The sequence below is a fragment of the Acinetobacter sp. YH16040_T genome (assembly GCF_024605785.1).
In the GTDB taxonomy this organism is placed as follows: Bacteria; Pseudomonadota; Gammaproteobacteria; order Pseudomonadales; family Moraxellaceae; genus Acinetobacter; species Acinetobacter amyesii.
On the sequence record NZ_CP094541.1, the window covers coordinates 2,073,515 to 2,099,047 of the forward strand.

28 protein-coding genes are annotated in these 25,533 nt (G+C 41.4%); 2 read left to right on the forward strand and 26 right to left on the reverse strand.

Going from position 1 to position 25,533, the window contains the following annotated elements; genetic code table 11:
* Positions 1 to 11: 11 nt before the first annotated feature.
* The 22 genes from tadA to MST16_RS10295 form a co-directional block, all read right to left on the reverse strand.
* Positions 12 to 563: a tRNA adenosine(34) deaminase TadA gene (gene tadA / locus MST16_RS10190; protein ID WP_111885055.1), complete on the reverse strand. Its 552-nt coding sequence runs from the start codon at positions 561 to 563 to the stop codon at positions 12 to 14.
* Between the two features lie 7 nt (positions 564 to 570).
* The gene (locus MST16_RS10195; RefSeq protein WP_180010307.1) at positions 571 to 1,692 is read right to left on the reverse strand and encodes an enoyl-CoA hydratase/isomerase family protein; all 1,122 of its coding nucleotides are present in this window, start codon (positions 1,690 to 1,692) and stop codon (positions 571 to 573) included.
* Positions 1,689 to 2,402 (reverse strand): uracil-DNA glycosylase, encoded by a 714-nt coding sequence (gene ung, locus MST16_RS10200; protein ID WP_078193660.1) that lies wholly within the window; start codon positions 2,400 to 2,402, stop codon positions 1,689 to 1,691. Before ung ends, MST16_RS10195 begins: the two co-directional genes overlap by 4 nt.
* Before the next feature lie 36 nt (positions 2,403 to 2,438).
* A complete protein-coding gene (locus MST16_RS10205) occupies positions 2,439 to 3,035 on the reverse strand; it encodes a 6-carboxytetrahydropterin synthase (RefSeq protein ID WP_180010306.1) in 597 nt (198 codons plus the stop codon).
* A gap of 130 nt (positions 3,036 to 3,165) precedes the next feature.
* Positions 3,166 to 4,113, reverse strand: coding sequence for a type II secretion system minor pseudopilin GspK (gene gspK / locus MST16_RS10210; protein ID WP_180010305.1), 948 nt, complete (start codon positions 4,111 to 4,113; stop codon positions 3,166 to 3,168).
* A gap of 39 nt (positions 4,114 to 4,152) precedes the next feature.
* Positions 4,153 to 4,782 (reverse strand): type II secretion system minor pseudopilin GspJ, encoded by a 630-nt coding sequence (gene gspJ / locus MST16_RS10215; protein WP_180003180.1) that lies wholly within the window; start codon positions 4,780 to 4,782, stop codon positions 4,153 to 4,155.
* Between the two features lie 46 nt (positions 4,783 to 4,828).
* Entirely contained in the window at positions 4,829 to 5,221 is a 393-nt protein-coding gene (gene gspI, locus MST16_RS10220) for a type II secretion system minor pseudopilin GspI (protein ID WP_078188947.1), read from the reverse strand.
* Positions 5,211 to 5,768 (reverse strand): type II secretion system protein, encoded by a 558-nt coding sequence (locus MST16_RS10225; RefSeq protein ID WP_180010304.1) that lies wholly within the window; start codon positions 5,766 to 5,768, stop codon positions 5,211 to 5,213. The genes gspI and MST16_RS10225 overlap by 11 nt, the downstream gene beginning before the upstream one ends.
* Before the next feature lie 9 nt (positions 5,769 to 5,777).
* The gene (locus tag MST16_RS10230) at positions 5,778 to 6,392 is read right to left on the reverse strand and encodes a TetR/AcrR family transcriptional regulator (protein WP_168378896.1); all 615 of its coding nucleotides are present in this window, start codon (positions 6,390 to 6,392) and stop codon (positions 5,778 to 5,780) included.
* 42 nt (positions 6,393 to 6,434) lie between these two features.
* Positions 6,435 to 7,208, reverse strand: a complete 774-nt coding sequence (locus MST16_RS10235; protein WP_168378895.1) for a TatD family hydrolase — start codon at positions 7,206 to 7,208, stop codon at positions 6,435 to 6,437.
* A 31-nt stretch (positions 7,209 to 7,239) separates the two neighbouring features.
* Positions 7,240 to 7,581: a PilZ domain-containing protein gene (locus tag MST16_RS10240; RefSeq protein WP_111885061.1), complete on the reverse strand. Its 342-nt coding sequence runs from the start codon at positions 7,579 to 7,581 to the stop codon at positions 7,240 to 7,242.
* A gap of 15 nt (positions 7,582 to 7,596) precedes the next feature.
* Entirely contained in the window at positions 7,597 to 8,580 is a 984-nt protein-coding gene (locus MST16_RS10245) for a DNA polymerase III subunit delta' (protein WP_180010303.1), read from the reverse strand.
* Positions 8,581 to 8,593: 13 nt separating this feature from the next.
* On the reverse strand, positions 8,594 to 9,355 hold the full coding sequence (gene kdsB / locus MST16_RS10250; protein ID WP_180010302.1) for a 3-deoxy-manno-octulosonate cytidylyltransferase: 762 nt from the start codon (positions 9,353 to 9,355) through the stop codon (positions 8,594 to 8,596).
* 3 nt (positions 9,356 to 9,358) lie between these two features.
* Positions 9,359 to 10,372, reverse strand: a complete 1,014-nt coding sequence (gene lpxK / locus MST16_RS10255) for a tetraacyldisaccharide 4'-kinase (RefSeq protein WP_180007339.1) — start codon at positions 10,370 to 10,372, stop codon at positions 9,359 to 9,361.
* Positions 10,373 to 10,375: 3 nt separating this feature from the next.
* On the reverse strand, positions 10,376 to 12,103 hold the full coding sequence (gene msbA, locus MST16_RS10260; RefSeq protein ID WP_180007340.1) for a lipid A export permease/ATP-binding protein MsbA: 1,728 nt from the start codon (positions 12,101 to 12,103) through the stop codon (positions 10,376 to 10,378).
* Positions 12,103 to 12,525: a biopolymer transporter ExbD gene (locus MST16_RS10265; protein ID WP_180010301.1), complete on the reverse strand. Its 423-nt coding sequence runs from the start codon at positions 12,523 to 12,525 to the stop codon at positions 12,103 to 12,105. Before MST16_RS10265 ends, msbA begins: the two co-directional genes overlap by 1 nt.
* Positions 12,526 to 12,538: 13 nt before the next feature.
* Positions 12,539 to 13,180 carry a MotA/TolQ/ExbB proton channel family protein gene (locus tag MST16_RS10270; RefSeq protein WP_078188956.1) on the reverse strand — a complete coding sequence of 214 codons (642 nt, stop codon included), beginning with the start codon at positions 13,178 to 13,180 and terminating at the stop codon, positions 12,539 to 12,541.
* A gap of 31 nt (positions 13,181 to 13,211) precedes the next feature.
* Positions 13,212 to 14,099 (reverse strand): ParB/RepB/Spo0J family partition protein, encoded by an 888-nt coding sequence (locus MST16_RS10275; protein ID WP_168378888.1) that lies wholly within the window; start codon positions 14,097 to 14,099, stop codon positions 13,212 to 13,214.
* Positions 14,096 to 14,878, reverse strand: a complete 783-nt coding sequence (locus MST16_RS10280; RefSeq protein ID WP_078188958.1) for a ParA family protein — start codon at positions 14,876 to 14,878, stop codon at positions 14,096 to 14,098. Before MST16_RS10280 ends, MST16_RS10275 begins: the two co-directional genes overlap by 4 nt.
* Positions 14,879 to 14,902: 24 nt before the next feature.
* A complete protein-coding gene (gene rsmG / locus MST16_RS10285; protein WP_180003083.1) occupies positions 14,903 to 15,535 on the reverse strand; it encodes a 16S rRNA (guanine(527)-N(7))-methyltransferase RsmG in 633 nt (210 codons plus the stop codon).
* Between the two features lie 84 nt (positions 15,536 to 15,619).
* Complete coding sequence (gene murU / locus MST16_RS10290) at positions 15,620 to 16,309, reverse strand: N-acetylmuramate alpha-1-phosphate uridylyltransferase MurU (RefSeq protein WP_180010300.1); 690 nt, start codon at positions 16,307 to 16,309, stop codon at positions 15,620 to 15,622.
* A complete protein-coding gene (locus MST16_RS10295; RefSeq protein WP_180010299.1) occupies positions 16,309 to 17,322 on the reverse strand; it encodes an aminoglycoside phosphotransferase family protein in 1,014 nt (337 codons plus the stop codon). Before MST16_RS10295 ends, murU begins: the two co-directional genes overlap by 1 nt.
* 120 nt (positions 17,323 to 17,442) lie before the next feature.
* Here MST16_RS10295 and MST16_RS10300 point away from each other — a divergent pair, with 120 nt between their 5' ends.
* Both MST16_RS10300 and MST16_RS10305 read left to right on the forward strand, forming a co-directional pair.
* A complete protein-coding gene (locus MST16_RS10300; protein WP_180003089.1) occupies positions 17,443 to 19,914 on the forward strand; it encodes an LPS-assembly protein LptD in 2,472 nt (823 codons plus the stop codon).
* Positions 19,914 to 21,221 (forward strand): peptidylprolyl isomerase, encoded by a 1,308-nt coding sequence (locus MST16_RS10305; RefSeq protein WP_180010298.1) that lies wholly within the window; start codon positions 19,914 to 19,916, stop codon positions 21,219 to 21,221. Before MST16_RS10300 ends, MST16_RS10305 begins: the two co-directional genes overlap by 1 nt.
* A gap of 170 nt (positions 21,222 to 21,391) precedes the next feature.
* On the opposite strand, the gene hfq is transcribed toward MST16_RS10305, so the two are convergent.
* The 4 genes from hfq to tsaE all read right to left on the reverse strand — a co-directional run bounded on the left by hfq (position 21,392) and on the right by tsaE (position 25,429).
* Positions 21,392 to 21,904, reverse strand: coding sequence for an RNA chaperone Hfq (hfq, locus tag MST16_RS10310; protein ID WP_180007345.1), 513 nt, complete (start codon positions 21,902 to 21,904; stop codon positions 21,392 to 21,394).
* A gap of 92 nt (positions 21,905 to 21,996) precedes the next feature.
* Entirely contained in the window at positions 21,997 to 22,941 is a 945-nt protein-coding gene (gene miaA / locus MST16_RS10315; protein WP_180010297.1) for a tRNA (adenosine(37)-N6)-dimethylallyltransferase MiaA, read from the reverse strand.
* A 6-nt stretch (positions 22,942 to 22,947) separates the two neighbouring features.
* A complete protein-coding gene (mutL, locus tag MST16_RS10320) occupies positions 22,948 to 24,960 on the reverse strand; it encodes a DNA mismatch repair endonuclease MutL (RefSeq protein ID WP_180010296.1) in 2,013 nt (670 codons plus the stop codon).
* A complete protein-coding gene (gene tsaE, locus MST16_RS10325) occupies positions 24,950 to 25,429 on the reverse strand; it encodes a tRNA (adenosine(37)-N6)-threonylcarbamoyltransferase complex ATPase subunit type 1 TsaE (RefSeq protein WP_180010295.1) in 480 nt (159 codons plus the stop codon). The genes mutL and tsaE overlap by 11 nt, the downstream gene beginning before the upstream one ends.
* Positions 25,430 to 25,533: the final 104 nt, after the last annotated feature.

Consider the following 25,533-nt stretch of genomic DNA (forward strand, 5'->3'; position numbering starts at 1 on the left):
ATTTGACAATATTAATTGTCAGTAGAGTTTACTTGATTTTTTAAATTAAGTTCAGTCAAAGTGGCTTTTTCCTGTAACTTCATCAGTCGTTTTTGTTCACGACGCATTTTAAAAAAATCACTTAATTGTTGGGAGCATTGCTCTTGTAGGCAACCATGCTCAAACTCAAAGATATGATTATAGTAGCCTGAATTTAATAATTGACGCGAACTGACCAAAGAACCTGCTTTAGGCTCAGTCGTCGCAAATACCACTCGTTTTATTCTTGAATGTACCAAAGCACCCACACACATTGTGCATGGCTCTAAAGTTACATATAAAGTTGCGTCGTCAGGTAATCGGTAATTATCGATATTCAAACAAGCTTGTCGCAAAGCTTGTACTTCCGCATGTGCGGTGGGATCTTTCAGAGAAATCGGCGCATTAAACCCTGCACCTATGACTTGATTTTGACTCACAATGACTGCGCCTACAGGAATTTCTTGCAATTCGGCAGCTTGTGCAGCCTGCTCGAAAGCAAGCTGCATCCAATGTTCATCACTATATAGATTTTGTTCAGACATCAATTAATTAAATTACACCATACTGTCTTAACAGTACATTCCAACTGTCAATATTGGTTACAGGAGGCTCATCAGCCAGAATTCCTTTGAGGGAAAGATCTGTACCTTTTTTCCATTCTGGAGAGAGGTCTTTATCGACTAGACGGGCGCGCACACCTTCAACAAAGTCCGCGTGACGAATTTTCCAATCCGAAATTTGGGTTTCTAGTTCAAACACTTCATTCCAAGAATGCACTTGCTTGCCCCACTGCCACAACAACCATGTTAATGCTGCGGTTGCAGGTGAACCTTTTTGTAGATTTTCACTGGCTTGGCGTAGCCAATCACTGCGCGCATCGCTTAAACCAATAATTGATTCATAGTCATGTTCAAAATTATGCCCACGGCACACACTTTGAATCACATCCAATGAATTTTGTAATGGCCCCGGCCCCACAGGACGATGCATACTATTTAAAGTGTCATCAATGGCACGAAAATCGCCTGCTGGATAATGATCCCAATCAATATTGATGACAGTTTCAAGTACGTTATCACGCTGTGCATCACAAATATGCGTTGCCCAACCGATACCATAAGCACCTGCTGCGGTCATAATTGAGCCCGTTAACCCAGTAAACAACCCAATGGCACCACGGTCAGCAAGGAAACGCGTCGCACCCACATCTGGATACAAACCGATATTAATTTCAGGCATTGCTAAACGTGAATAAGGTGTCACCAAACGGAAAGGTGCGGCCATAAATAGACCTAGACCACCACCCATCACATAACCTTCGCCCCAAACCAAAATCGGCTTTGCATAATTATGCAGCAGCAAATCTAGGGCATACTCTTGTTCAAAAAATTTATTCGCCGTTTCAACTTCATCATTGACCACCAATTGTCGCAATTTGCGTACATCACCACCTGCACAAAATGCTTTCGGCGTAGTGGAATCTAACCAAATCGCTTTTACAGCATCATCGTGTTGAAAGTCCTGAAACACTTCAAGCAACGCTGTGCAGATTGATTCATCTAATGCATGAAGCGATTTTGGGCGATTCAAGCGAACAATGCGCCAGCCCTTTTTCGCTTCTTCAACAATCAGATCCGGGTGATAATTTTTTGAAACGGGAGAATAAGTCATGCGTCCAGCTGCCAGTCTATTGGCTCAATGCCATTTTGTTTAAGATAATTATTACTTTTTGAAAACACCTTACAACCAAAAAATCCACCGCGGTTTGCAGCCAAAGGAGATGGATGCGCGGCTTTTAGCACCAAGTGCTTATTTTGGTCAATGCGTTGTCCCTTACGCTGTGCATATGCCCCCCATAAAATAAAGACAATATGCTCACGTTGTTCATTTAAAACATCAATCACATGGTCTGTAAAATCTTCCCAGCCACGTTTTTGATGTGAAGTTGGTTGCCCAGCCTCAACAGTCAGTACCGCATTTAAAAGCAAAACACCTTGTTCTGCCCAGCGTGTTAAGTCCCCATGTTTTGACACAGGTACCCCAAGGTCGGTATTTAACTCATGGAAAATATTACGTAAAGAAGGTGGTAATGCAACCCCCTTTTGTACCGAAAAACTCAAGCCATGTGCCTGATTTGGCCCATGATACGGGTCTTGGCCTAAAATCACCACTTTTACATTTGCCATAGGCGTCGTGTTTAAGGCATTAAAAATCAGCGGATTCGGTGGATAAATCACTTTATCCTGTTTGATTTGTTGTAGCAGAAAGTCTTTTAACTCATCCATGCGGGGGCTAAGCAAAAACTCACTTAGGGCATATTTCCAGCTAGGCTCAAGCTGCACTTTAGCGAGTTTTGCTTGTTGCTCTTCTGTTAAAGACATCACTGTTAACCAATCCTAATAAAACCAAATATTTACTTAAATTTTAACTTGTAAATCAACTGCAGGGTTTAAAAATTTTTGACCCTGTTTTAATTTTTCATACATCTGGGTATCGTTCCATTCCGACTGAACCTGTTCGGAGAAGATAATTTGATCTAACTGCAACAACCCCATTTGTGCGTTGTTGATATCTTCTAAGAAGCTTTGCGCATAGCCTGTGTCTGTCTCATGCACAATCACAGAATACACCTCAACATCACCCTCACCATTTTGAGTTTCTGTTGATTTTAGAACTTGTTGTGCTAAATAAAAGAAGATTCGTGAAAACTGTTCTGCTGAGGGCGATACGGGTAGTTCAACCCAACGTGCACTGAACTGTTTGCAGGCACGAATGTACTCAGCATCATCGTGTTGCCAAAAACAAATCGCGTGATCAAAACTGTCAAATAAGTCTTTAATAACCCCTTTGAGCAAACCGAAATCGTAAACCATTTGTCCATGGTCAAGTTTCGACGCTTTGAGTAATAGTTCGACTTTATAACTGTGTCCATGAATGGAACGTTTGCAGCGGTCTGACGTGCAATTACGCACGATATGCGCGTTTTCAAACTTAAATAACTTACGAATTAACATATGTCGTAATGCAATCAAATAATCTATGGGTTCTCAGAGATTATAATGCAAAAGTCTAACAAGAGGCATTAATTTTGCTGTTCAGCACAATTGGGAAAAGGCATCATGAAAATTTAGCGATATTTAAGACCTAAAATGGTGCCATACTGCGAAAAGCCACATATACATCTTTATCTTTTCGCACTAACTCACTGGTAAATTGACGCTTTCTTTCATTTAAAATAATTTCAATTTGCGCTTTAAAATAGTTCGACTGCACACCCAATTGTGAGTTTAAAACTTCTCGATTTTCTGTGCTCACCTGTGCAAATGGCTCCATTGCCCATAAATCATTGATATTTTCAAAATGTTCAAATTTGGCAGCTTTTTGTTGCAAAGCTTGTTCGACTGCATTGACATCTAAACAATCATCCATGGTTGCCAACAAAAATGCAGGAGCGGTATTAATGTTTACCGTTGTTTCATGCGAGGGCAAGCTACTCACATAGGGTGCAATCAGTTTATATTGAGCACCTTCAAAACCACGGACTGATTTCAACTCTTCCACACTATGAAATTTTGCATTTGGCGGTAGTGCCGCATTATTTAAACCACGATAGTACGCCAGTTCAGCTCCCATCGGGCCAGAGGTCTCATCATCTTCATCTTGCCAATCGATCACAGCTTGACTTAATTCTGCGGGTAAACCAACACGCTGCAATATTTTTTCAAACCATAACTTTGCTTTGTCATTTACCACACCCTCCTCTGAAACCAAACTATTGAGGTTAAATTTGCCAGATTCATCTTGGAGCACACCTGCAACAGTTCCACCTTCCACAGGAAAGGCTGGCATAGGCTGAGCCCAATTTTCTTGTAAATGATCCACCTGCCCTGCATTTTCAGCATCATTTACCAGAAGTTCGGCAAAAAATGCTTCGGCACTTTTCGCATATAACATCGATTGATTTTGGCGCATCACGTAGGCGGTATTTTCAGAAGTATTGGCTTGTTGTTTTGCGATGCCTGCTGCAACAATGGTTGCCAAAGCCACCATCATCAGGATGGTTAATAAAGCAATGCCGCGTTGCTGTTTCATAAGCAACTCCGAACTTCAAATGACCCCACAACCTGACCGTTAACCATTCTTATTTTTATCCAATAAAAAATCAGTATTTAACAAACTGAATAGCCATTCATAGTCTGTCCCATCGACTGTGAGTTGCATCCTGATACCGCGTGGTAACAGTTGTATGGTTTTTTCATTATTCATATCTGCAGCTGAATCTGGCCAACTGTCCAACTCATTTGGATTGAGTACCGTGATTTTATATTGTTCAATATTATCCAGTAAAACACTCGAATCTGGCTGATCATGCCCCGTTTGGTTGAGATTTTTAAATTTTAGCCGATACAATTTTTTTTCATCAGCTTTGTATTGATATTCCACTCGCTCGTCAGGTGCAATGCCCTGATTTAATGGATCAGTGACACCTGTCTTACTGAAATTAAATCGGCCATTTTGCAATACTAACGCTGGTTGAATATCTCCATTAATATTGGCAGTTAAGGGCACAGCTTGTACTGTGTCTCTGAGAATTTGCTGATGGGCATCTTGCAACTGACTCAGCCTTGCCTCATGGGTTGCGTTTCGTTCCTTCACTTTCGAGACATAATCAAAAACCTTCCAACCCAAAGCAGACAGCACTGCGAAAATAGCAATCGCAACCAAAAGCTCAACTAAGGTAAATCCTGCTTGATTCTTCATTCCTTGCTGTACAAGCACAGGCATATCTTGAGATGTACGTTTTTTTCTAGTTATTATTTTCATCCAACGGAGCCTTATAGTTAAAGAACACCAAACTGCTAATCCCTGCTTCAACATCGCCTGTTTCAGCATTCATCAAACTCACTTGGATATCAATCCGTTGTACATTTGGACTAATGGTGGCTTGGGCTTTTTTGTCAATTTGCCATTGTTCGCCTTGTTCAGTGACTTGTTTAGATGCAGTACCCGTCATCCATTCACGATTGATTTCCATCTTAGCGATTTCATTCAACGCGACAAATTGTGCTTTATTTCTTAAAATTGCGTGTGCTGTCGACTGTGTATATTGCATCGCAACATTAGACAAAGCCATTGCCGCAGTCGCAAAAATCGCCAATGCCACCATGACTTCAAGTAGTGTAAACCCTTTAGCCCGCATTAACTTTCCCTAAATGATCGATTTCGATTTCATTACCAATGGGACGTTCTTCAAAATAAAACTGTATACGCACAGGCTTTACCTCACCATTGCCCAACCAAATCAACTTGGGTGCATTGGTATTTAACAAATCATCATTATTGGCATTTGCATACTGCTGATCTAAAGGCTGAATCGTAAAAGAGACATTTTCAGGTAATACTCGGGTTTCAAAATCTTTATAGTTTTGCCATTTATTATTCTGATTTAAAATACTATTTTCTACACGTTTTTGTTCTGGTAAATATTCTTGTACCGCATAGCTTTGCGTGTTGACATCCGTTCCAGCGTTTTGCTGTAAGGCCAATATCAAAGCTTGATCATTTGCATCGCGTAAAATTCGTTTCAGATCCATTACAAACACTTCACGTGCCTGCATGGCTTTGCGTTGATCTGTCCCACCGATATTTAAAAGCACCAATGAGGCCATGATGCCCATAATCACAATCACCACCATCAATTCTACGAGGGTGAATCCACGAACCGATGATGGTGATGCACTTTTCATAAGCAGCCTTTAAGCGAATTGAGCAACCGCATGCACTTGTTTTGGTAAGGCCAAGGCTTGATCAATATAAGCAACCCGCAAGGTGTCTCTTGAACCCAAATAACGCTGATAAAAACTAGAGTTCAAAATTGCTGCGGCGCCATGTGTAAGTGACCAAATCGAAGCAAGATAATCACGTACTGGCATGCTACTTTGAATCGACTCCAAATAACGCTCAGTCATACGAATGATCAATCGTAGGCGTTGTTTGCGCACTTGATATAGTTCACTAAACAAGTGCTGAATACCCACACCCGTTGTCGATAAACGCTCTTCAATTTGGTGAAACAACACTGTACGTTCTGGGTGATGTAAGTGATGCAACATAAAGAAAGCAAGGTGTTCAGGAAAAGCTTTATCGGTGTCTTTAATCATTTCCAATAACATGCGTTCATTACGAATAATGAGCAACATATATAGTTCATCTTTACTTTGAAAATGTTTATATAACGTCCCTTTTGCCAAGTCGAGTTCTGCCGCTAGCGCATCTAGTGTCATCCCTGCTTCGCCATTTTCCAATAGCAGCTGCTCTGCCACTTGGAAAATTAATGCCTCTCTTGCTCTAAACTGAGCTTGACGATCCATCTTCACCCTATACTCTCTTACTCTTATATCAATTCAAATTATTTACTTAAGATTGAGGAGATTTTCAAAGTTTTGCATTGTAATGAAAGCCATCTCTTCAATTGACTTATCATATACATCACTTAAGGCTTTGGCTACATAAGGAACGTATTTTGGTTCATTAGACTTTCCTCTATAGGGCATCGGTGCAAGATATGGACTATCTGTTTCAATGAGCACTCGATCCAGTGGCACTTGCTTGGCCACATCACGCAAATCTTGTGCATTTTTAAAAGAAACAATGCCTGAAAATGACACGTAATAACCGCAATCTAAGACCGCTTTTGCCGTTTCCCAATCTTCAGTAAAACAATGCAAAATACCGTGAGTGGATTTCTCTGCACGGATAATATCCACCGTATCATGCTTTGCAGAACGGGTATGAACAACCACTGGTTTTTTTACAGCTTGTGATGCGTGAATATGGCGGGCAAAGCATTCTTTTTGCTCTGCAATAAAGTCTGTACTATGAAAATAGTCCAGCCCTGTTTCACCAATCGCCCAAACCTTTTCAGGTTGTGCTAATTCAATGAGATATTCTTCTGTTGCCCGAGCCATCGTTGCAGGATCTTCACATGGGTGAACCCCAACGGAATAACCCACATCAGCATGACGTGATGCAATTTTTGAAAGTTCGATATGGTCATCTAGATCAACCGAGATACTCATAAATTTTGAGACCCCGGCTTGACGAGCCTGATCCAATGCAAGATCTAAATTACCCTCATAAGGGCTTAAGTCAAGCATGGTTAAATGGCAATGGGTATCTACAAACACAATATGTACCTACAAGTCTTCACTGTTGTAACTACATAGTGTAACTTCTACGCCCCTCAGATTTAAGCCCTGCAAGTAAACGTTCTGCTTCTGTTTTGAAATAAACGCCTTTTTCGCCGCTTAATTGAATTCCAAAGCCTTGTGGTTTAATGCCATTTTGCTTTTGCGAAATCCAAATCACTTTCCCTGTCAAAGGAATTTTTATACTTTGTTCAGGCAAAGTCGCCAATAAGAAAACCTCATCACCCATTTTCACAGCTTGCTTTGATGGTACAAATAAACCGCCACCAACGACATAAGGCATGTAGCTCGCAAAAAGTGTTTCCACATCTGGAATATTAGCGTGAACGATCCCGCCCATACGTGGTTGCATGATGTTTCCCCTTAATTAAACATTCATCAGTTTGATGCAAAGCTCATCTACGACCAGATTCCCCTGTACGTTCTGCTCAATGAACTGCTTAGACTGCTGTAATTCTGTATAAATCCCAAAGAGTGTTTCGAGCGAATATTGCTCTGCCAACACCCCAAAATCCAAATCTATATTTTTTATGGATTGATTTAGCTTGACACAAATTATATCGGACAACAAGTATTCAAACATTTGACTAAAATCACTAAAACTCAGAGCTTTATTCCACTTGGTCGCAATTGCCATCGGCATATTTTTTTGTGTCACAAGTTTTTGCCAATCTTGTAGAAACTCTTGGCGCATATTTAGCCATTCACTACTTGCCAATGAAATCGCTTGTAATGGCATTTGACTAGCTAAGTTCATGAGAACTTTGCGCTGGGTTTCACCACTATCGGGCAAATGCTGCTGTAAATATTGCTGTGATTGTTCCGGTTCAATACGATCCAATGCATAGTGCTGCATTCGACTGCGAATGGTTGCCGGCAATTTCAAATAATGCTCTGCCAATAACATAATCACAATCCGCTCGCCCGGCTCTTCCAATGTTTTCAGCAATGCATTTGATGATGCAATGTTTAATGCTTCAGCAGGCTCAATCAACACAACTCGCCAACCGTCTACGGTTTGCTGTACAAAAGGCAATAAATCACGAATTTTCTCGATTTTAATTTTGGCGTTTTGCTTTTTATTGTCTTCATCTGTACTGATATGGACAAAATTTGGATGTGTATCTGACTTTAACCACTGGCAACTCCCACACTCACCACATGGCTCAGTTCGCTCATCACGTTTTTGACACAGCACCCAAGCAAGAAATTGTTTTGCAAATGCCTCTTTACCACAGCCTTTTTTGCCATACAAAAGCACGCCATGTCCCAGTTGTGGAAAACGGCTGGTTAATGTATTCCATGTATTTTGCTGCCAAGGGTACACTTGCGCCACAATGTCATTTTGCATAAATCGTTTAACCTTATTCGAAGTTTGAAACATCCATTTGGTTCAAACGATCAAGGTCAGCTTGAGTGTCTACGCCCGGTGGTAGGTTCGCTTCTGCCACAGCAATGGCAATACGGTGACCATTTTCCAAAACGCGTAATTGTTCAAGGCTTTCTAATTTTTCTAGCACCCCCATATCCCAAGTGACATATTCTTGAAGCAGTTTTACGCGGTATGCATAAAGACCTAAATGACGATAAGCCTGATCATGCAAGGTTTGTTCAGCTAGCTTTGCACCATCACGGTCATACGGAATAGTCGCACGACTGAAATACAGCGCTTGATTGTGCTTTGACATCACCACTTTGACGATACTGTCACGTTGAAACTCATCTAGACTATGAATCGGCTCGCAGAGTGTCGACATTGAACATGTCGGCTGATCAACGAGTAATTGTGCAACTTGCTTTACCAATTGAGCGGGAAGCAAAGGTTCATCACCCTGCACATTGACAATAATGTCATCACTTGCCCAACCTTTGATACGCGCAACTTCACTTAAACGATCTGTCCCAGATGGATGCTCTGTAGAGGTCAATACCACATCAACCCCTTCCGCACGACACACTGCGGCAATACGTTCATCATCTGTAGCAACACAAAGATCATCGAATCCTGCAACTTTTTTGGCTTGATCGACTACACGTAAAATCATCGGACGGCCGTGAATTTCAAGCAATGGCTTACCTGGTAAACGTGAACTTGAAAAACGTGCAGGAATAACAATATGTTTCATAAATTAAATGCCTTCGGGAAGTTTCAGACCCAGTTGTTTCAACTGCGCATGCAAAGTTTCATAACACGCAGGTGATAACACTGCATCTACAGGAACAACCCATATTTCTCTTTTAAAATCTGGATTATTTTTGAGGATCGCTAAAATTTTCACTGCATCTTTTTCAGTGGTAATGATGGGATTGGCATCTTCAAACTGCAAATCACTCAGTTCATATTCATAATGATCTGGGAATTCATGACATTGAAATTGATGAATCCCCATGTTTTCAAGGGTTTTATAAAATCGTTGCGGAAAGCCGATACCCACCACAGCATAAAAATCTTTATTTGCATCAAATGTTGTCACAAGATCTTTATTGAGCAAATAAGGCTGCGCCGCTTCTAGGTGCATATTCAGTGGAGAACTTGGATCTGCTGAATGCTCAATGACCGTTCCACTGGCAAGGCGCTTTTTCGGTTCACGTAAATAACCTTCGGGTAATAATTTTTCATTGCCTAAACCACGGTTATTATCCAGTACGATCCACTCCAGCTGACGTTGAAGCGCCCAATGCTGTAAACCATCATCACAAATGATCAAATCCAATTCATGCTTAGAGAGCAGCAACTCGATACTTTGCTGGCGGTTAGGACCGACCGCCATTGGAACGCCAGTAGATTGAACAATTAAGCTAGGTTCATCACCCACGATTTCAGCCGTCGAGTCTAAATCTACATAGGCCGGAAATGGTCCTTGACCACCATAGCCACGACTGATCACACCAACTCGCAGCTTTAAGCTATTTAAATAACTGACCAAGTGAATGAGTAATGGGGTTTTACCACTCCCACCCACTGTGATGTTTCCAATGACCATGACTGGAATAGGCGCTTTATAACTTTGCTTAATACCTGATTGATAGAGTTTTTTATTGAGTAAAAAGCCGCCACGATAAAGCCATGACAAAGGTCTAAACACAACGAGCCACTTTGCCTGTTCATTCCAAGCATCCTGAATCAATTGTGTAAAAGACATGACTTAATTTTCCTCAAAATTACGCTGATGAAGTTGGTAATATGCACCACGTTGTGCCATCAATTCCGTATGCGAACCTTGTTCAATAATACGCCCTTTATCCATCACCACAATACAGTCTGCATTTTCAATGGTCGATAAACGATGCGCAATCACGATCGTGGTACGATCTTGCATCGCAGCGTCAAATGCTTGCTGAATGAAAAATTCAGACTCGTTATCTAGCGCACTGGTCGCTTCATCTAAAATTAAGATCGGTGCATTTTTCAAAATCGCACGAGCAATCGCAATCCGTTGACGTTGTCCACCAGACAGGTTTAACCCTTGTGCACCCAATGGCGTGTCATAACCTTGCGGTAAATCCATAATAAAATCATGTGCAAATGCAGCTTTAGCAGCAGCAATGACTTGTTCATCTGTTGCATGCTCGAGCTGACCATAAGCAATATTTTCACGCACTGTACGGTTAAACAAAACCACTTGCTGATTGACCATCGAAATCTGAGTACGCAAGCTATTGAGCTCTATGTCGTGAATATCATGCTGATCAAGCAACAATTGGCCTGAGGATACCTCTTGGTAACGCACCAACAGATTGACCAGTGAGGTTTTACCTGCACCTGAACGCCCAACCAATGCAACAGTTTGCCCTGCATTCACTTTTAAATTGAAGTCATGAATCGCATGGTGACCATCGGCATAGATCAAATTAACATTTTTAAATTCGACATCACCTTTCAAAGCAGGCTTAAGCGTGCCGTTATTTACTTCTTCAGGCATATCAAGCAATTCAAAAACTGAATAAGCTGCTGCCATGCCTCGTTGTAGTTTTTCATTGACATCCGTTAAGGTTTTAATCGGCTTACTCAGCATACCTGCGGCAGTGATATACGCTACAAACTCACCTGCTGTTGTATCTTGTAGAATCTCTGGGCGTAGCGCGATATACATCACGATACTGAGCGCGATCGACATAATCAGCTGAACAATTGGGCTATTGAGTTGCTGCACCACAACCATTTTTAAGCCGCGGCGTAAGTTCTCCATTGAGCTTTCATAAAAACGTTTTTGTTCATAATCTTGCCCTGCAAAGCCCTTCACTACCAAGTTGCCTTGTACTGTCTCTTGCACCACATGGTTAACGTCACCCATGGTACTTTGTACTTGCATGGATAATTTACGCATGCGTTTCGACGCTTTACGAATGATCAGCCCAATAATTGGGCCAAAAATTAAAATACATAGAGTTAAACGCCAGTTGGTATACAGCAAATAACCCAATAATGCGATGGTAATCAGACCCTGTTGTACAATCGTTTTCAGTGACTCAGATGATGCTGCCGTCAACTGTTCAACGTTATACATAATTTTTGCAGTGATATGACCGCTCGAATTATCTAAATAATATTGCGAAGGCAAACGCATGAGTTTTGCGAACACTTGCTGACGAATATTAAAGATTAAGTTTCGAGAAATCACTGCGGTAAAGTATCCCCCCATGAACAAACCGAGTCCACGGAAGAACATCAATAAAACCACCAAGAGTGGAAATAAGGTTGTAAAGCTTTGATCTTTGTTTTGAATGGCTTCAATAATGCGTTCCAATAATTTTGCGACAGAAACTTCTGTCGCAGCATTAATACCGAAACCAAGCAAAACCAGCAGGCCGATTCCCCAAAAAGGTTTTAAATAACTTAATAGGCGTAAATAGACCTTAAAATCGTGCTTCACTAATAACCTCGAGTTGGAACTTTAGTACTGATGTTGACATTCACAAATCCAAGTTGACCTGCAACATCCATCACCCGAATCACATCTTGATGTGTTGCTTTTGCATCTGCGGCAATCACAAACATTAAATCACGACGATCATTGGCTGTCTGTTTAATTGCAGTATTCAAATCAGAAACTTCTTTACTGGCCAATGACTGACCATTGACAGAATAATGGCCTGATGAATCCACCACAACTTCAATTTTTTGATCATAGTTTTTAGGTGGAACACCTTGTGCATCTGGCAAAGTGAGGTTCATTCGACTCATCTGATTAAAGGTAGTCGAGAGCAACAAGAACACCAAAATAAACATCAAACAGTCAATCATCGGTGTGAGGTTGATATGAATATCTTCAACCTGACGACGTTTAAATTTCATGCGCAGTCTCCACTCAGCTGGCTTTCTGAATGTCCTGACTTTCTACTTCAGGTGTTTTTTTATAAAACAAAGCGGCATGAAATAACGTCGACTGCTGTTCTAACTCAGCCACATATTCCTGAACCAAACGTTGGAAATAGCGATGTGCAAATAATGCAGGTACCGCAATTAACATACCGGCAGCAGTGGTAATCAAGGCTTTAGAAATACCCGGCATCATCAATACTGGATCACTATTGGTGCCTATATCAATCATTAAGAATGCTTCAATAATACCGATCACCGTACCCAACAAACCTAGTAAAGGTGCAACAGCGCTTAAAGTGCCCAAAAAGTTGATATTTTTTTCTAAATAACCAATTTCTTGTGACGCTGTGACTTCCATTTGCGCACGTGCATATTGCTCGTTTTGATCTTTACTAGCGTAACCTGCGCCCAATACACGACCCAATGTACTTTGTTGTAAAGTTGGACTTTGCTTTAGCTGCTGCACCACATCTTTCACCGATGTGTTTACATTCATCATCAAGTCTTTTGGTAACACCATTGATTTTTTTAAACGAATAAAACGCTCAATGGTAATGGCTACCGTAAAGATCGAACAAATGACGAGCGGGATCATTAACCACCCGCCCGCTTTGACTAATTCCCACATTTGATTTTCCCCAATAAATCGAATTTAAAAATTATTCAGCTAGACAAATATTTAAAATGCCATCTAGCTCTTCAAGAGTATGGTAGCTAATCACCAGCTTGCCTTTCCCTTGTTTATTATGATCAATTTTCACATCTGCACTGAAACGATCAGAGAGACGTTGTGTCAGTTGCTGAATGTCTGATGAAACACTTGGTTTCGCTTTTTGTTGTTTTGGTGCATTCAAATCACGAACAAATTGTTCGGTTTGACGTACAGACATACTTTTTTCAATCACCATTTCAGCAACTTTAAGCTGATCTTTGGCTTTTAACGTCAAGATCGCACGTGCATGCCCCATATCGAGCAAACCTTGCTGCATAAAGTCTTTGACTTGATCCGCTAAAGACAAGAGGCGTAGCAAGTTACTAATTGTGGTACGTGCTTTACCTACCGTATCGGCAATCTCTTGATGACTTAAACCAAACTCGTCATGGAAGCGTTGTAAAGCCATGGCTTGATCGATTGGGTTCAAATCTTGACGTTGAATGTTTTCAATCAATGCCAAGGCAATTGCCACTTGATCACTCAAGTCACGAACAATGGCAGGAACTTCAGTTAAACCTGCAAGCTGAGCCGCACGCCAACGACGCTCACCTGCAATAATTTCGTAGGGATGCTTTTCATCTTCTACAGGACGAATCACGATTGGCTGCATGACACCATGCTTTTCAATCGATGCAGCAAGTTCTTGTAAATCTTGTTCTTTAATGAAACGACGCGGTTGATACTCACCACGTTTCAATAAATGCACATCAATTTGTTTTAACTGTCCATGATCTAAAGCTTTTGCTTCGAGCTGTAGTTTTTCTTTTTGGATTGAGCCGAGTAAGGCATCCAGACCACGACCTTTAGCCAGTCCGCGTTTTTTTACGGTCATGCTTTAGTTCCTTTTTTTACTTTGGTTTTTTTTAACATCTCAGCTGCCAAGTTCAAATAAGCAACTGCACCCTTCGAGCTTTTTTCAAAATAAATTACTGGTAAACCGTGCGCAGGCGCTTCAGCCAAACGAATATTTCGCGGAATGACCGTGTCATAAAGTTTCTGACCGAAGTATTGTTCAAGCTCAGCAGACACATCACGTGTTAAGGCATTACGCGCATCGTACATGGTACGAAGCACACCCACGATCTCTAGATCTGGGTTTAAAGCTTGCTGAATACGGTCAATGGTTTGGGTTAAGTCAGCCAAACCTTCCAATGCATAATATTCACACTGCATTGGAATCAGCACCGCACGTACCGCTGCAAGTGCATTGACAGTGATCAAACTTAAACTTGGCGCACAATCGACAATAATATAGTCGAAGTCTTTTTCAACACTTGCCAACGCTTCACGCAAAATAAACTCACGACCGTCTTGATCCGCAATCGCCAGTTCAACACCGGCCAAGTCACGGTTTGCACCTAAAACTTTATAGCCCACTTCCGCTTTATATATGGCGGTTTCAATCGGCACTTCACCAAGTAAGACATCCGTGACTGAATACAACAAATCATTTTTTTGAATGCCCGAACCCATCGTGGCATTGCCTTGTGAATCCATGTCCACAAGTAAAACTCGTTTTTTTAATATGGCTAAAGATGCAGCCAAGTTCACAGCCGTTGTGGTTTTACCTACGCCACCCTTTTGGTTTGCAATCGCAATAATTTGAGCCATGGTAACCCCAGTCCTTTGAAAATTTTAAATACGTTTAAGAAAAATTAAATGACGCTGCTCATCAAGTCGTGGAACTTTTAATGCAACGATATCAATCTTGAAATCACTTTTTAGTGTTTCAACTTCTTCTTCAGGAATTAAGCCTTTCATCGACGCGATAATACTTTGCGCATGCATATACGGTTTAGACGCATCCACAAAATCCGTTAACGATGCAAAAGCACGACTGGTGATCACATCAAACTGCCCCAGTTCATTAATGCTGTCTTCATTTTCGACACGTGTTTGTACCGCAATGACATTTTTTAGTTTTAAGTCAGCAATAAATTGTTTTAAGAATCGAATTTTTTTACCGTTGGCATCTAAAAGCACACATTCACGTTCAGGCTGACACAGTGCAATGATCATGCCCGGCATGCCACCACCCGTACCGATATCCAATAAACGACCTGCAGGCAAATCATTTAGGATACTTAAGCTATCCAATAAATGCTTAACCAACATTTCTTTAGGATCACGAATAGCGGTCAAGTTATACGCTTTGTTCCACAGCACTAGGGCATCTTGGTATTTCAGCAATAGATTTAATGCTTCTTCACTCAAATCTAAGCCAAGCTTTTGACTACCTTGCTTTAAGTCTTGAAAAAAAGGATGCATAAAGAAGACATCTCAATAAAAATTAACTGAAGTATACCGATTTCTAAGCCGTGGAACAGTAGCTAACGCTTAGCGAATATGCACTTAATCGTACATGCCTTGGCGAATCTGTAGATCTAGATCACTTAAACGCTCAGGTGTGCCAACATCAACCCACGCAGTTTGCATTTTCTCTGCAGAAATTTTTCCATCCAACATAGCTTGTTTCAATAAAGGTGCGAGCGGACGCTTACCCGCTTCCAATCCATTAAACATGTTTGGATGTATAACTGCGATTCCGCTATAGGTGAGTGCCTCGCCTGCATGTTCTTGCTCAAAGGTATAACTACGCCCAGCATCCAAGATAAAATCACCCTTTGGATGTTGCGTTGGGTTAGTCACATAGACCAAGTGTGCCAAGTCATCTTTTAGCTCAATATTGAGCAAAGCTGAAAAATCGTAGGTCGTCCAAACGTCACCATTGACTAAAATAAACGGTTCTGTCCCAAGCAAAGGTAAAGCATTAATAATGCCACCGGCTGTTTCCAGACCTTCCGCTTCACGTGTCCAACGAATATCTACACCAAACTGCGAACCATCACCCAAAGTACCAATCAGGATATCTGCAAGCCATGCAGAATTGATGATGATTTCAGTGACACCTATTTTTTTTAACTTTTCTATATGCCAAACAATCAGTGGTTTTCCACCCACTTCAAGCAAAGGCTTTGGCTTATACAATGTTAAAGGGCGCATCCGATTTCCGAGACCCGCCGCTAAAATCATGGCTTTCATTATGCAACAACCTCATAAGTGCCGTATTTGGCTTCAAATTTCGGCAATACTTTAGCCTGAATAAATTGCATAAAAGGTTGTAATTCTGCATATGGTTTACTTTCTTCAAGTAAATACCACATCACACGCGGCAAATCTTTGAGATAACCTGACTTACCATCACGCTCAAATAAGCGCACAAAAATACCTAAAATTTTGATATGACGTTGAATCGCCATCAGGTCGGCGTCTTGTTTGAATTGCTCAAAGCTACGACCATCTTTAGCCGATGCAGGCAACAAATCATAGAACGTCTTAAACCATGCATAAACGCGAACTGCATTCCACTGCACATAGGCATCACGTGTAATAGAAATCAAATCATAAGTATCTGCACCAATCACAGCATCTTGGAAATCAATCACGCCCTGATCTTGCTCACCATCTAGTACCATCAAATTACGGCTATGAAAATCACGATGCACAATCACTTGAGGCTGAGCCAATGCAGCATTGGCTAAGATAGCAAAGGTACGTTTAATCAGTGCCGATTCTTCTTCAGTAGGCTGCACTTGTAGAGATGGCAATAACCAATCGGTTAACAGCTCCATTTCAGAAATCAGCTTTTCATAGGCATATGCAGGAAAATGAGCAGTACCATCAATTGACTGTAATTGAATCAACTGTTTAAAACTTTGAGCATAATGTGCGTCTACGGTTTGATCATTCAACAACGTGGACAATAAAACATCACCAAAATCTTCTAACAATAAGAAGCCTTGATCGAGGTCTTTGGCCATGATATGTGGTACACGCACGCCATGTGCATCAAAAAATTCATCAATCGACACAAAAGGACCACAATCTTCTTTTTCTGGTGGTGCATCCATGAGCATAAATGTTTTATTATTCAATTTGATTCGTGCATAACGACGGAAGCTTGCATCGCCTGCTAAGAAGTTAATTTCAAATTGATCTGAACCGAGTACAGATGAAATCCATGTTTGTATCAATTGTTCACGTTGTGTATTCATTTGCGATAAATTCTAATACAGGCTGAGTTTTTAAAGTGCTAAGTGTAGCTACTTATCAACTTTTTCTCTATGATGCGACAATAATTAATTGCGATTAAGCATACCTGGTTAATGAGACAAATGAAGCATCAGTTTAAATTTAATCCTTTAGCGACTGCGATCTTAACCCTTCTATGTGGTAGCTCGTTACCAAGCTATGCAGCACCTGTTTCAAACCCGTCCACGGATGACGATACAGAACAACTCAAACAAAGCATTTCAGAAGCTTATCCGGGGCAGCAGTTCTTCGAACAATATTATGTCGATAAATCTGCACCTGAAGCACAGATTCGCAACACCAATCAATTAAGTTCTGCGTTTTGTACAGGCACCTGGATTACCCCAGTTGCTCCAACAACGAAAGCAGTCGCACCTGAAGATGCAACCTCTACCATTACCGCAGACTATGGTCATTTTGACCCGAATGGCGATTCCATTCTTGAAGGTAATGTTCTGATTGACCAAGAAGGTCGTCAAATTCGTGCCGATCAAATCAAAATTGATAAAACCCAAACTTATGCCAATGCTTCTGGCCGCGTGCAAATGGCACAGTCTGGGCTGATTTCGCAAAGTGATTCGATTGATTACAATTTAAAAACCCAACAGGGTGATTTAAATAACAGCTTCTTTATTGCTGAACAGCAGCATGCGCATGGTCGTGCTGAAAAAATTTCGCGTACTTCAACCGAAACCCTTGAATTAGAAAATGCGGTTTATACCACCTGTCCACCCGATGAAAAACCAACGTGGAAAATTCAAGCAGACAAAATTAAGCTGAATCAAGAAACTGGCCGCGGTGAAACCAAAGGTACAACATTATATGTAAAAAACGTACCTGTGATGGCTGTGCCCTACTTCAACTTCCCGATTGATGACCGCCGTACCACAGGTATTTTGACCCCAAGCTTTGGTTTTACCAATGATGGCGGTATTGAACTTGCAGTACCAGTTTACCTAAACCTTGCGCCAAACTATGATGCTACAGTAACACCACGTTATATTGCAGACCGTGGCGCAATGATGGAAGGTGAATTCCGTTATTTGACCAAAAACTTTGGTTCAGGGATGGTGTGGGGGGGTTATTTACCATCCGACCAAAAGTATGATGATCAGGATCGTAAAGACTTACATTTCCTACATAACTGGAAAATTAACGATCAATTCACGACAAATTTAGAATACAATTATGCATCTGATAAAGACTATTTCTCAGATCTCAATAATAATCCAAACTCAAAAACTGACCTGAACTTACGCCGTGCATGGGAACTCAATTATAAAAATGGTATCCCTGGCCTAAAAGCACAGCTTAAAGTGGAAGACTTCCAAACACTGGATAAAACTGTCAGTGATGAAGACCGTCCATATGCGCGCTTGCCACAATTCCTACTGAACTACAAGACTGGTAATCCGCTCGGCTTACAGTACGAATTTAACAATGATACGGCTTACTTCAAAAAGAACTTACGTAGCAACGATATTCCAAGCAGCACTGTCGATTCGCCAATGTATGAGCCAAGCGGCGCGCGTATTTATAACGACTTTAGTGTACGTTATAACTATCGTACCCCATGGTCATTTGTGATTCCTGAAGCAACGATTCGTAACGTCAACACCATTTACGATCAAGACACCGTTAATGCACAAAACATTAGTTCATCAAATGAAAGTAAATCGGTCGTTGTACCGCAATTCACTTTAGATGCGGGTCTTGTGATGGAGCGCGAAGGTCGTTATCTACAAACCTTAACGCCTCGCTTCTTCTATGCGTATTCTCCATACAAAAACCAAGACACTAACCCGAACTTTGACTCAACCACAGCGTCAATTAACTATGACCAATTATTTAGCCCGCGTCGCTTCTACGGTAATGACCGTTTAGAAGACAACAACTTCGCATCTCTAGGTTTAAGCTATAGTTTATTTGATGATGTAGGTCTTGAGCGTTTAAAAGCCAGTGTTGGTCAAAGCTTCTATTTTGAAGACCGTCGCGTCACGCTAAACAACGTCTCTGATAAATTTGATACCGAACGCCATACTGGCCCTGTCGTGAGCATTTCTAGCCAGCTATCTGACAGCATCAGTGTCAATGCCAATTCTGCATGGATGGCGAATGGTGATAATGCTCAGCGCGATATTCAAATGTATTACACAGGAAATAAAGGCAATTTATACAATGTCGGTTATTTCTATCGTAAAGACATTCCGAACCGCCAAGACAGCTATGACCAAGCAGTAGCATCGTTTATTCAACCTATTCACAATAACTGGCGTATTATCGGTCATGCACAATATGACCTCGACAACAGTATTGCGCGTGAATATTTACTTGGTGTGAACTACGAGTCATGCTGCTGGGGTGTTTCAGTTTATGGTCGTTCGTACTATAACGATTTAGATGATGTAACATCTTCAGATGTTAAACCAAAACGTGCCATTATGGCGGAGTTCACCCTAAAAGGTTTAGGTGGCTTCAACAATAAATTAACCTCTTTGCTTGAAAACCGAGTGTTGGGTTTTAACAATATTAATCAATCTTGGACAGAACGTTAATGAAGACAAAACAGTTAAAACAAATTTTTAAAGCGTCAGCTTTGGCACTTTGCCTATCGACTTCTGTATCTGTATTTGCTGCTGCGCAACCTAAAGATGAAATTGTAGCTGTCGTTGACAATAGCGTGATTCTACGTAGTGATCTTGATCAAAGCATTGCCGAAATTACTCACCAACTTCAAGCAAAAAAACAAACCGTCCCACCGACCGAATACTTGCAGCAACAAGCTTTAGAACAGCTGATTACGCGCCAAGCACAGCTTGAACAAGTGAAACGCTATAACGTCAAAGCGGATGAAAAATCGCTCAATGAAGCCGTACTTAAAGTTGCAAAAGACGCAGGTTCTCCAAGCTTAGAAGCGTTTCAGCAAAAATTAGATGCTGTTGCACCAAATACCTATGCTGGTTTACGTGCACGTATCGCTGAAGACATCGCGTTACAACGCCTACGCCAACAGTTAGTCACTTCTCGCATTCAAATCAGTGACCAAGATGTGAAAAACTTCTTAAGTTCACCACAAGGTCAAGCTGCGCTAGGTAATCAAGTCCACGTCTTACATGTACGCGTTGCTAGCAGTGATAATGCCGTTAAAATCGCTGAAGACATTCGCAAAGAACTGGCAACAAGCAACGATGTTAAAGCGATTACCAGCAAATACAGCACTAAAGACATTAAAGTTGACGGTGCAGATATGGGCTTCCGCAACTTATCTGATATTCCAGATGAACTTGCTGCACGTGTAGCACCTTTACAAGTCGGTCAAACCACTGAACTGATTTCAGTACGTGATGGCGTTCATGTTTTAAAATTGGTTGACCGTAAAGGTGGCGAACAAAAAGCCATTGTTCCACAATACCAAACTCGCCATATCTTGATTCAACCTTCTGAAGTGGTGAGTCCTGAAAACGCAAAACAAATGATAGACAGCTTGTATAACCGCCTGCAAAAAGGTGAAGATTTTGCTGTCTTGGCTTCAACATTCTCGAATGACACCGGTTCTGCTGCCAATGGTGGTAGTTTAGGTTGGGTTAGCCCAGGTGTTATGGTTCCAGAATTTGAAGCGATGATGAAATCAACAGCGAAAGGTGAAATCAGCAAACCCTTCCAATCTCAGTTTGGTTGGCACATCCTGCAAGTAACAGATACACGTCAACAAGACATGACACATGAAGTACAAGAACGTATGGCACGTCAGATTTTAGGTGAGCGTCAATTTGACACTGAACTGGACAGCTGGTTACGTGAAATACGCAACAATGCCTATGTTGAAATTAAAGACCCTGCTCTAGATCGTAAAAAGAAATAAGTGAATAAACAAAAAACCAGCTTCGGCTGGTTTTTTTATGTCGATTCTTATCATTATTCAGCGTTGTAGTAATTATTAGTTGTAGTAATTATTAAAAAACCAGTATTTAAACCATCTACTCTTTTTATAGGCAAAAAAAACCTCCCATTTGGGAGGTTTTTTTAACTCAATTAACGATTGTTGTTTTCGTCGTCTTGAGCATCTTCAAATTTAGTTTCGCCATCAAAACCAGCATTTTGACCGCCGAAACCACTTTGACCACCGAAGCCACCTTGACCACCAAAGCCACCTTGACCACCGAAGCCACCTTGACCACCGAAGCCACCTTGACCACCAAAGCCACTTTGACCACCGAAGCCACCTTGACCACCAAAGCCACCTTGACCACCGAAGCCACCTTGTTGACCGCCGCCGAAGCCGCCTTGTTGACCACCGAAGCCGGCAGCGCCTTGAGCACCAGCAGGAGCACCAGCAGGACGTGGGTTACGTGCTGGAACAACAGTTGAAATAGCGTGTTTGTAAACCATTTGGCTTACAGTATTTTTTAATAAAACAACGTATTGGTCGAAAGATTCAATATGACCTTGTAATTTAATACCGTTGACAAGGAAGATCGACACAGGAATACGTTCTTTACGGAGAGAATTTAAGAACGGATCTTGTAAAGTTTGACCTTTAGACATGTTATAACTCCAAAAAATAATAAAAATCAGCGCAAAAGCTACCTTTACTTTTCAATTAAAAATTATCAAAAAGGTAGTCTGTAAATTTTGCTTTATCCGTAGCACTTTCGCAAGTCTTCTTGAGCCTGCTGCGCAGTTAAATATGTAGTAAATTTATGCGTTTCTTGCAAAGATCTTAACCAAGTATATTGACGTTTTGCAAGTTGTCGTGTTGCAAAAAGTGCCTTATCCTCCATTTCACGCTGTTTTTCGCTACTTTGATCACTATTTTTCAAAAAATCTAAAGCTTGACGATATCCAACTGAGCGCATAGAGGGTAAATTTTCATCTAAATCGTATTTTTCAATGAGAGCTTTCACTTCATTTAAAAATCCAATTTCCCACATTGTTTTTAGACGTTGAGCTATACGCTCATGTAATTCTAATCGGTCTGGCAATAATGCGTAATTATGAAAATTGTATCGGTATGGTACGTTTTTAGGTTGCTCAGCTTGTAACTGAGTAATGGGTTTACCGGTTAACTTAAAAACTTCTAGCGCACGGATAATTCGTTGCTTATCACTCGGTTTAAATTTTTCACCTGCCAATGGGTCTACATTGCACAGTTCTGCATATACAGCATCCCAACCTTGCGACTCAGCTTTGGCTTCAATTTCAGCACGTACAGCATAGTCTGCACTTGGTAAATTTGAAGACAACCCTTCCAATAAAGCCTTGTAATACAACATTGTACCACCGACTAAAATCGGTGTTTTACCTCGTGCATGCATATCATCAATCAGTACACACGCATCTTCCACAAAGTTCGCTGCCGAATACACTTCTAGCGGACTGATAATATCAATCAAATGATGTGGATATTTCTCCAACTCAGCTTTACTCGGCTTGGCCGTACCAATATCCATATCCTGAAAAACCAAAGCAGAATCGACAGAAATTAATTCGAATCCACCTTGCTCGTATAATTCACATGCCAAGGCGGTTTTACCGCTTGCAGTTGGTCCCATTAAGTTGATGACCGGCAATTGATTTGACATGTAAAACTACTCTCCCCGAGCAAAAAGTTTATCTAGCTGTGCCAATGGAAACGCACGCCACGTCGGACGTCCATGGTTACATTGGCTGGCAAATTCAGTTTGTTCCATCTGACGCAGTAATGCATTCATTTCAGATAGACTTAAAATACGGTGTGCGCGTACAGCGCCGTGACAGGCCATGCCTGCCAATATTTGATCGCGCTTTTGTAGTAACCCTGCAACCTGATCACTTGGGTCTAAATCATTTAATAAATCTGGAATCAGCGCATCAAAGTCTGCTTTATGCAAAATGGCAGGAACACCTCGGACAATAACTTGCTCATCGCCATATTGGTCTATTTCCAAACCTAATCGTGCCAATTGTTCTTTGAGCTCATCGACGCGCATGGCTTGCATCCGACTGATATTGACGACTTTAGGAATCAGCAATTGCTGTGATGTCCAAAACTCAGGTTTATCCCAAGCCGCTTTCATTTGTTGTAAAACGATGCGTTCATGTGCCGCATGCATATCAACAATGATTAAACCTTCTGTGTTCTGCGCCAAAATATAAATGCCATGCAATTGCGCAATGGCAATCCCCAAAGGATGCTCATCGACTTTCTGCTGAATATGCTCAGCTAAAGCGATATTAGGATCATTTGAAGACTCAGTTTGACGTAGAGGCGCTAAATAACTTTGCAATGCATTGTTGAGCTGTCTGGAACCCGCTAAATTTGACTGATATCCAGCGCTATTATTCGACGCATTTGAATATTGCTGTGTATACGCTTCCAGCCCTGTTGACGCTTGATTTGAAGCATATTGCACCTTTGCTGGCGAACTAAAGTCAGTGAGTCCACCTGCGATCTCTGGACTGACAAAATTTGTGCCTTGCTCTGCAACTGGCTGGGGTTGATGTAATGAAAATTGTTCCTGATGACGCGGCTGCGGAATAATATTTTCATGTGCCTGCCCGTCGAGTTTCATTGCAGAAGACAATTCGGCGGTCGCGGTTTGAAATTGCGCTAAAGTCGATTTGGCAAAATGTCGGACAAATTCATGTACTTCACGTTGATTTAGAAAACGTATTTCATGCTTGGTTGGATGCACATTCACATCGATATTTTCTGGATCAACTTCCATAAATAACAAATAAGCCGCATGTTGATGTCCATGCAAAATACCGTCATAGGCCATGCGAAGTGCATGTGAAACTGTCTTGTCTTTTACGATACGTCCATTCACATAGACATATTGCATATCGGCTTGCGCACGTGCATCTGAAGGATGACCTAACCACCCACTGAGACGCATATTGACGCTATCAGCATCCATCCAGTACGCATTTTCAGTAAATTGACGGCCTAATAATTGTTGCACCCGCTGAAAACGCAGCGCACCACTATCTGCAATAGGCAAGTTCAGCTTAATGCTATTGTTATGCTCAAGGACAAAACGTATATCAAAATGGGTCAGTGCTAAACGACGGACAATTTCTTCGATATGTCCAAACTCAGTCCCCGGTTTTTTGAGGAACTTACGCCGTGCAGGTACATTAAAAAATAAATCTTGCACACGGATGGTTGTGCCTTGCGTCGCTGCCACAGGCTGAATTTCTTGCGAATCAAATGCGGTGCCATTTACTTCGACCTGATAGCCTACACCGTCATCATTTTGGCTACTGGTCAGTGTCAAACGAGACACCGCAGCGATCGAAGCCAAGGCTTCCCCACGAAAGCCCAAACTGACAATGGCATGTAAATCTTCAGCAGTTTGGATTTTACTTGTGGCATGGCGCATGACCGCCAAAGGTAAATCTTCAGGGTGGATGCCCCGACCATTGTCTATAATTTCAATCAGTGTACTGCCGCCTTGTTCAATACGAACAATCAGCTCAGTCGCCCCTGCATCAATGGCATTTTCCAGTAATTCTTTGACCACAGAAGCAGGACGTTCAATCACTTCCCCTGCGGCAATTTGGTTGGCTAAGGCAGGATCAAGCGTTCGAATGCGGCGGGCACTGATTTCATTCAGCATGGTTAAATTTTTGCTCCAAAGCGTTTTGCAAAGTTTCTGAAGTAGAGCTTAAAGTCGCTGTACGGGTGGTTTCATCCGCAGACTTTTCAATATTAATAATTAAATCAGCCGCAGGGATTTCGTCGCCCCCTTTTGATGGCCATTCAAATAAAAATAGGGCATTCGGCGTTTCTAAATAATCACGGATGCCCATGAGTTCAAGCTCATAGGGGTCGTTGAGACGATATAAGTCAAAATGAAAAATATCTTGTCCTTGAATATTGTAAGGTTCAACCAATGTATAGGTCGGACTTTTTACCGCACCTTGATGACCCAAGTGTTGTAAAAAATAACGGGTTAACGTGGTTTTTCCTGCACCCAAGTCACCAATTAAATACGCTACACCCGTCGTAAAATGCGTCGCCAGTACGGTAGCTAAGTTTTGGGTATCGACTTCACTATTAAGTTCCAGACTGAATGAATACTGCATATTACTCACAACATGTACATAAGAATTAAATATGATAGCATCGCACTGGCTAAAATGGATATGTTCACACTACAGATTGAGCATTTTTCATGATGTGTTCTCTG

What these genes read in the sequence shown, in the direction of transcription:
- tadA (WP_111885055.1), bottom strand. Translation starts at nt 563, where the DNA reads ATGTCTGAACAAAATCTATATAGTGATGAACATTGGATGCAGCTTGCT.
- MST16_RS10195 (WP_180010307.1), bottom strand. Translation starts at nt 1,692, where the DNA reads ATGACTTATTCTCCCGTTTCAAAAAATTATCACCCGGATCTGATTGTT.
- ung (WP_078193660.1), bottom strand. Translation starts at nt 2,402, where the DNA reads ATGTCTTTAACAGAAGAGCAACAAGCAAAACTCGCTAAAGTGCAGCTT.
- MST16_RS10205 (WP_180010306.1), bottom strand. Translation starts at nt 3,035, where the DNA reads ATGTTAATTCGTAAGTTATTTAAGTTTGAAAACGCGCATATCGTGCGT.
- gspK (WP_180010305.1), bottom strand. Translation starts at nt 4,113, where the DNA reads ATGAAACAGCAACGCGGCATTGCTTTATTAACCATCCTGATGATGGTG.
- gspJ (WP_180003180.1), bottom strand. Translation starts at nt 4,782, where the DNA reads ATGAAGAATCAAGCAGGATTTACCTTAGTTGAGCTTTTGGTTGCGATT.
- gspI (WP_078188947.1), bottom strand. Translation starts at nt 5,221, where the DNA reads ATGCGGGCTAAAGGGTTTACACTACTTGAAGTCATGGTGGCATTGGCG.
- MST16_RS10225 (WP_180010304.1), bottom strand. Translation starts at nt 5,768, where the DNA reads ATGAAAAGTGCATCACCATCATCGGTTCGTGGATTCACCCTCGTAGAA.
- MST16_RS10230 (WP_168378896.1), bottom strand. Translation starts at nt 6,392, where the DNA reads ATGGATCGTCAAGCTCAGTTTAGAGCAAGAGAGGCATTAATTTTCCAA.
- MST16_RS10240 (WP_111885061.1), bottom strand. Translation starts at nt 7,581, where the DNA reads ATGCAACCACGTATGGGCGGGATCGTTCACGCTAATATTCCAGATGTG.
- MST16_RS10245 (WP_180010303.1), bottom strand. Translation starts at nt 8,580, where the DNA reads ATGCAAAATGACATTGTGGCGCAAGTGTACCCTTGGCAGCAAAATACA.
- kdsB (WP_180010302.1), bottom strand. Translation starts at nt 9,355, where the DNA reads ATGAAACATATTGTTATTCCTGCACGTTTTTCAAGTTCACGTTTACCA.
- lpxK (WP_180007339.1), bottom strand. Translation starts at nt 10,372, where the DNA reads ATGTCTTTTACACAATTGATTCAGGATGCTTGGAATGAACAGGCAAAG.
- MST16_RS10265 (WP_180010301.1), bottom strand. Translation starts at nt 12,525, where the DNA reads ATGAAATTTAAACGTCGTCAGGTTGAAGATATTCATATCAACCTCACA.
- MST16_RS10270 (WP_078188956.1), bottom strand. Translation starts at nt 13,180, where the DNA reads ATGTGGGAATTAGTCAAAGCGGGCGGGTGGTTAATGATCCCGCTCGTC.
- MST16_RS10275 (WP_168378888.1), bottom strand. Translation starts at nt 14,099, where the DNA reads ATGACCGTAAAAAAACGCGGACTGGCTAAAGGTCGTGGTCTGGATGCC.
- MST16_RS10280 (WP_078188958.1), bottom strand. Translation starts at nt 14,878, where the DNA reads ATGGCTCAAATTATTGCGATTGCAAACCAAAAGGGTGGCGTAGGTAAA.
- rsmG (WP_180003083.1), bottom strand. Translation starts at nt 15,535, where the DNA reads ATGCATCCTTTTTTTCAAGACTTAAAGCAAGGTAGTCAAAAGCTTGGC.
- murU (WP_180010300.1), bottom strand. Translation starts at nt 16,309, where the DNA reads ATGAAAGCCATGATTTTAGCGGCGGGTCTCGGAAATCGGATGCGCCCT.
- MST16_RS10295 (WP_180010299.1), bottom strand. Translation starts at nt 17,322, where the DNA reads ATGAATACACAACGTGAACAATTGATACAAACATGGATTTCATCTGTA.
- MST16_RS10300 (WP_180003089.1), top strand. Translation starts at nt 17,443, where the DNA reads ATGAAGCATCAGTTTAAATTTAATCCTTTAGCGACTGCGATCTTAACC.
- MST16_RS10305 (WP_180010298.1), top strand. Translation starts at nt 19,914, where the DNA reads ATGAAGACAAAACAGTTAAAACAAATTTTTAAAGCGTCAGCTTTGGCA.
- hfq (WP_180007345.1), bottom strand. Translation starts at nt 21,904, where the DNA reads ATGTCTAAAGGTCAAACTTTACAAGATCCGTTCTTAAATTCTCTCCGT.
- miaA (WP_180010297.1), bottom strand. Translation starts at nt 22,941, where the DNA reads ATGTCAAATCAATTGCCGGTCATCAACTTAATGGGACCAACTGCAAGC.
- mutL (WP_180010296.1), bottom strand. Translation starts at nt 24,960, where the DNA reads ATGCTGAATGAAATCAGTGCCCGCCGCATTCGAACGCTTGATCCTGCC.
- tsaE (WP_180010295.1), bottom strand. Translation starts at nt 25,429, where the DNA reads ATGCAGTATTCATTCAGTCTGGAACTTAATAGTGAAGTCGATACCCAA.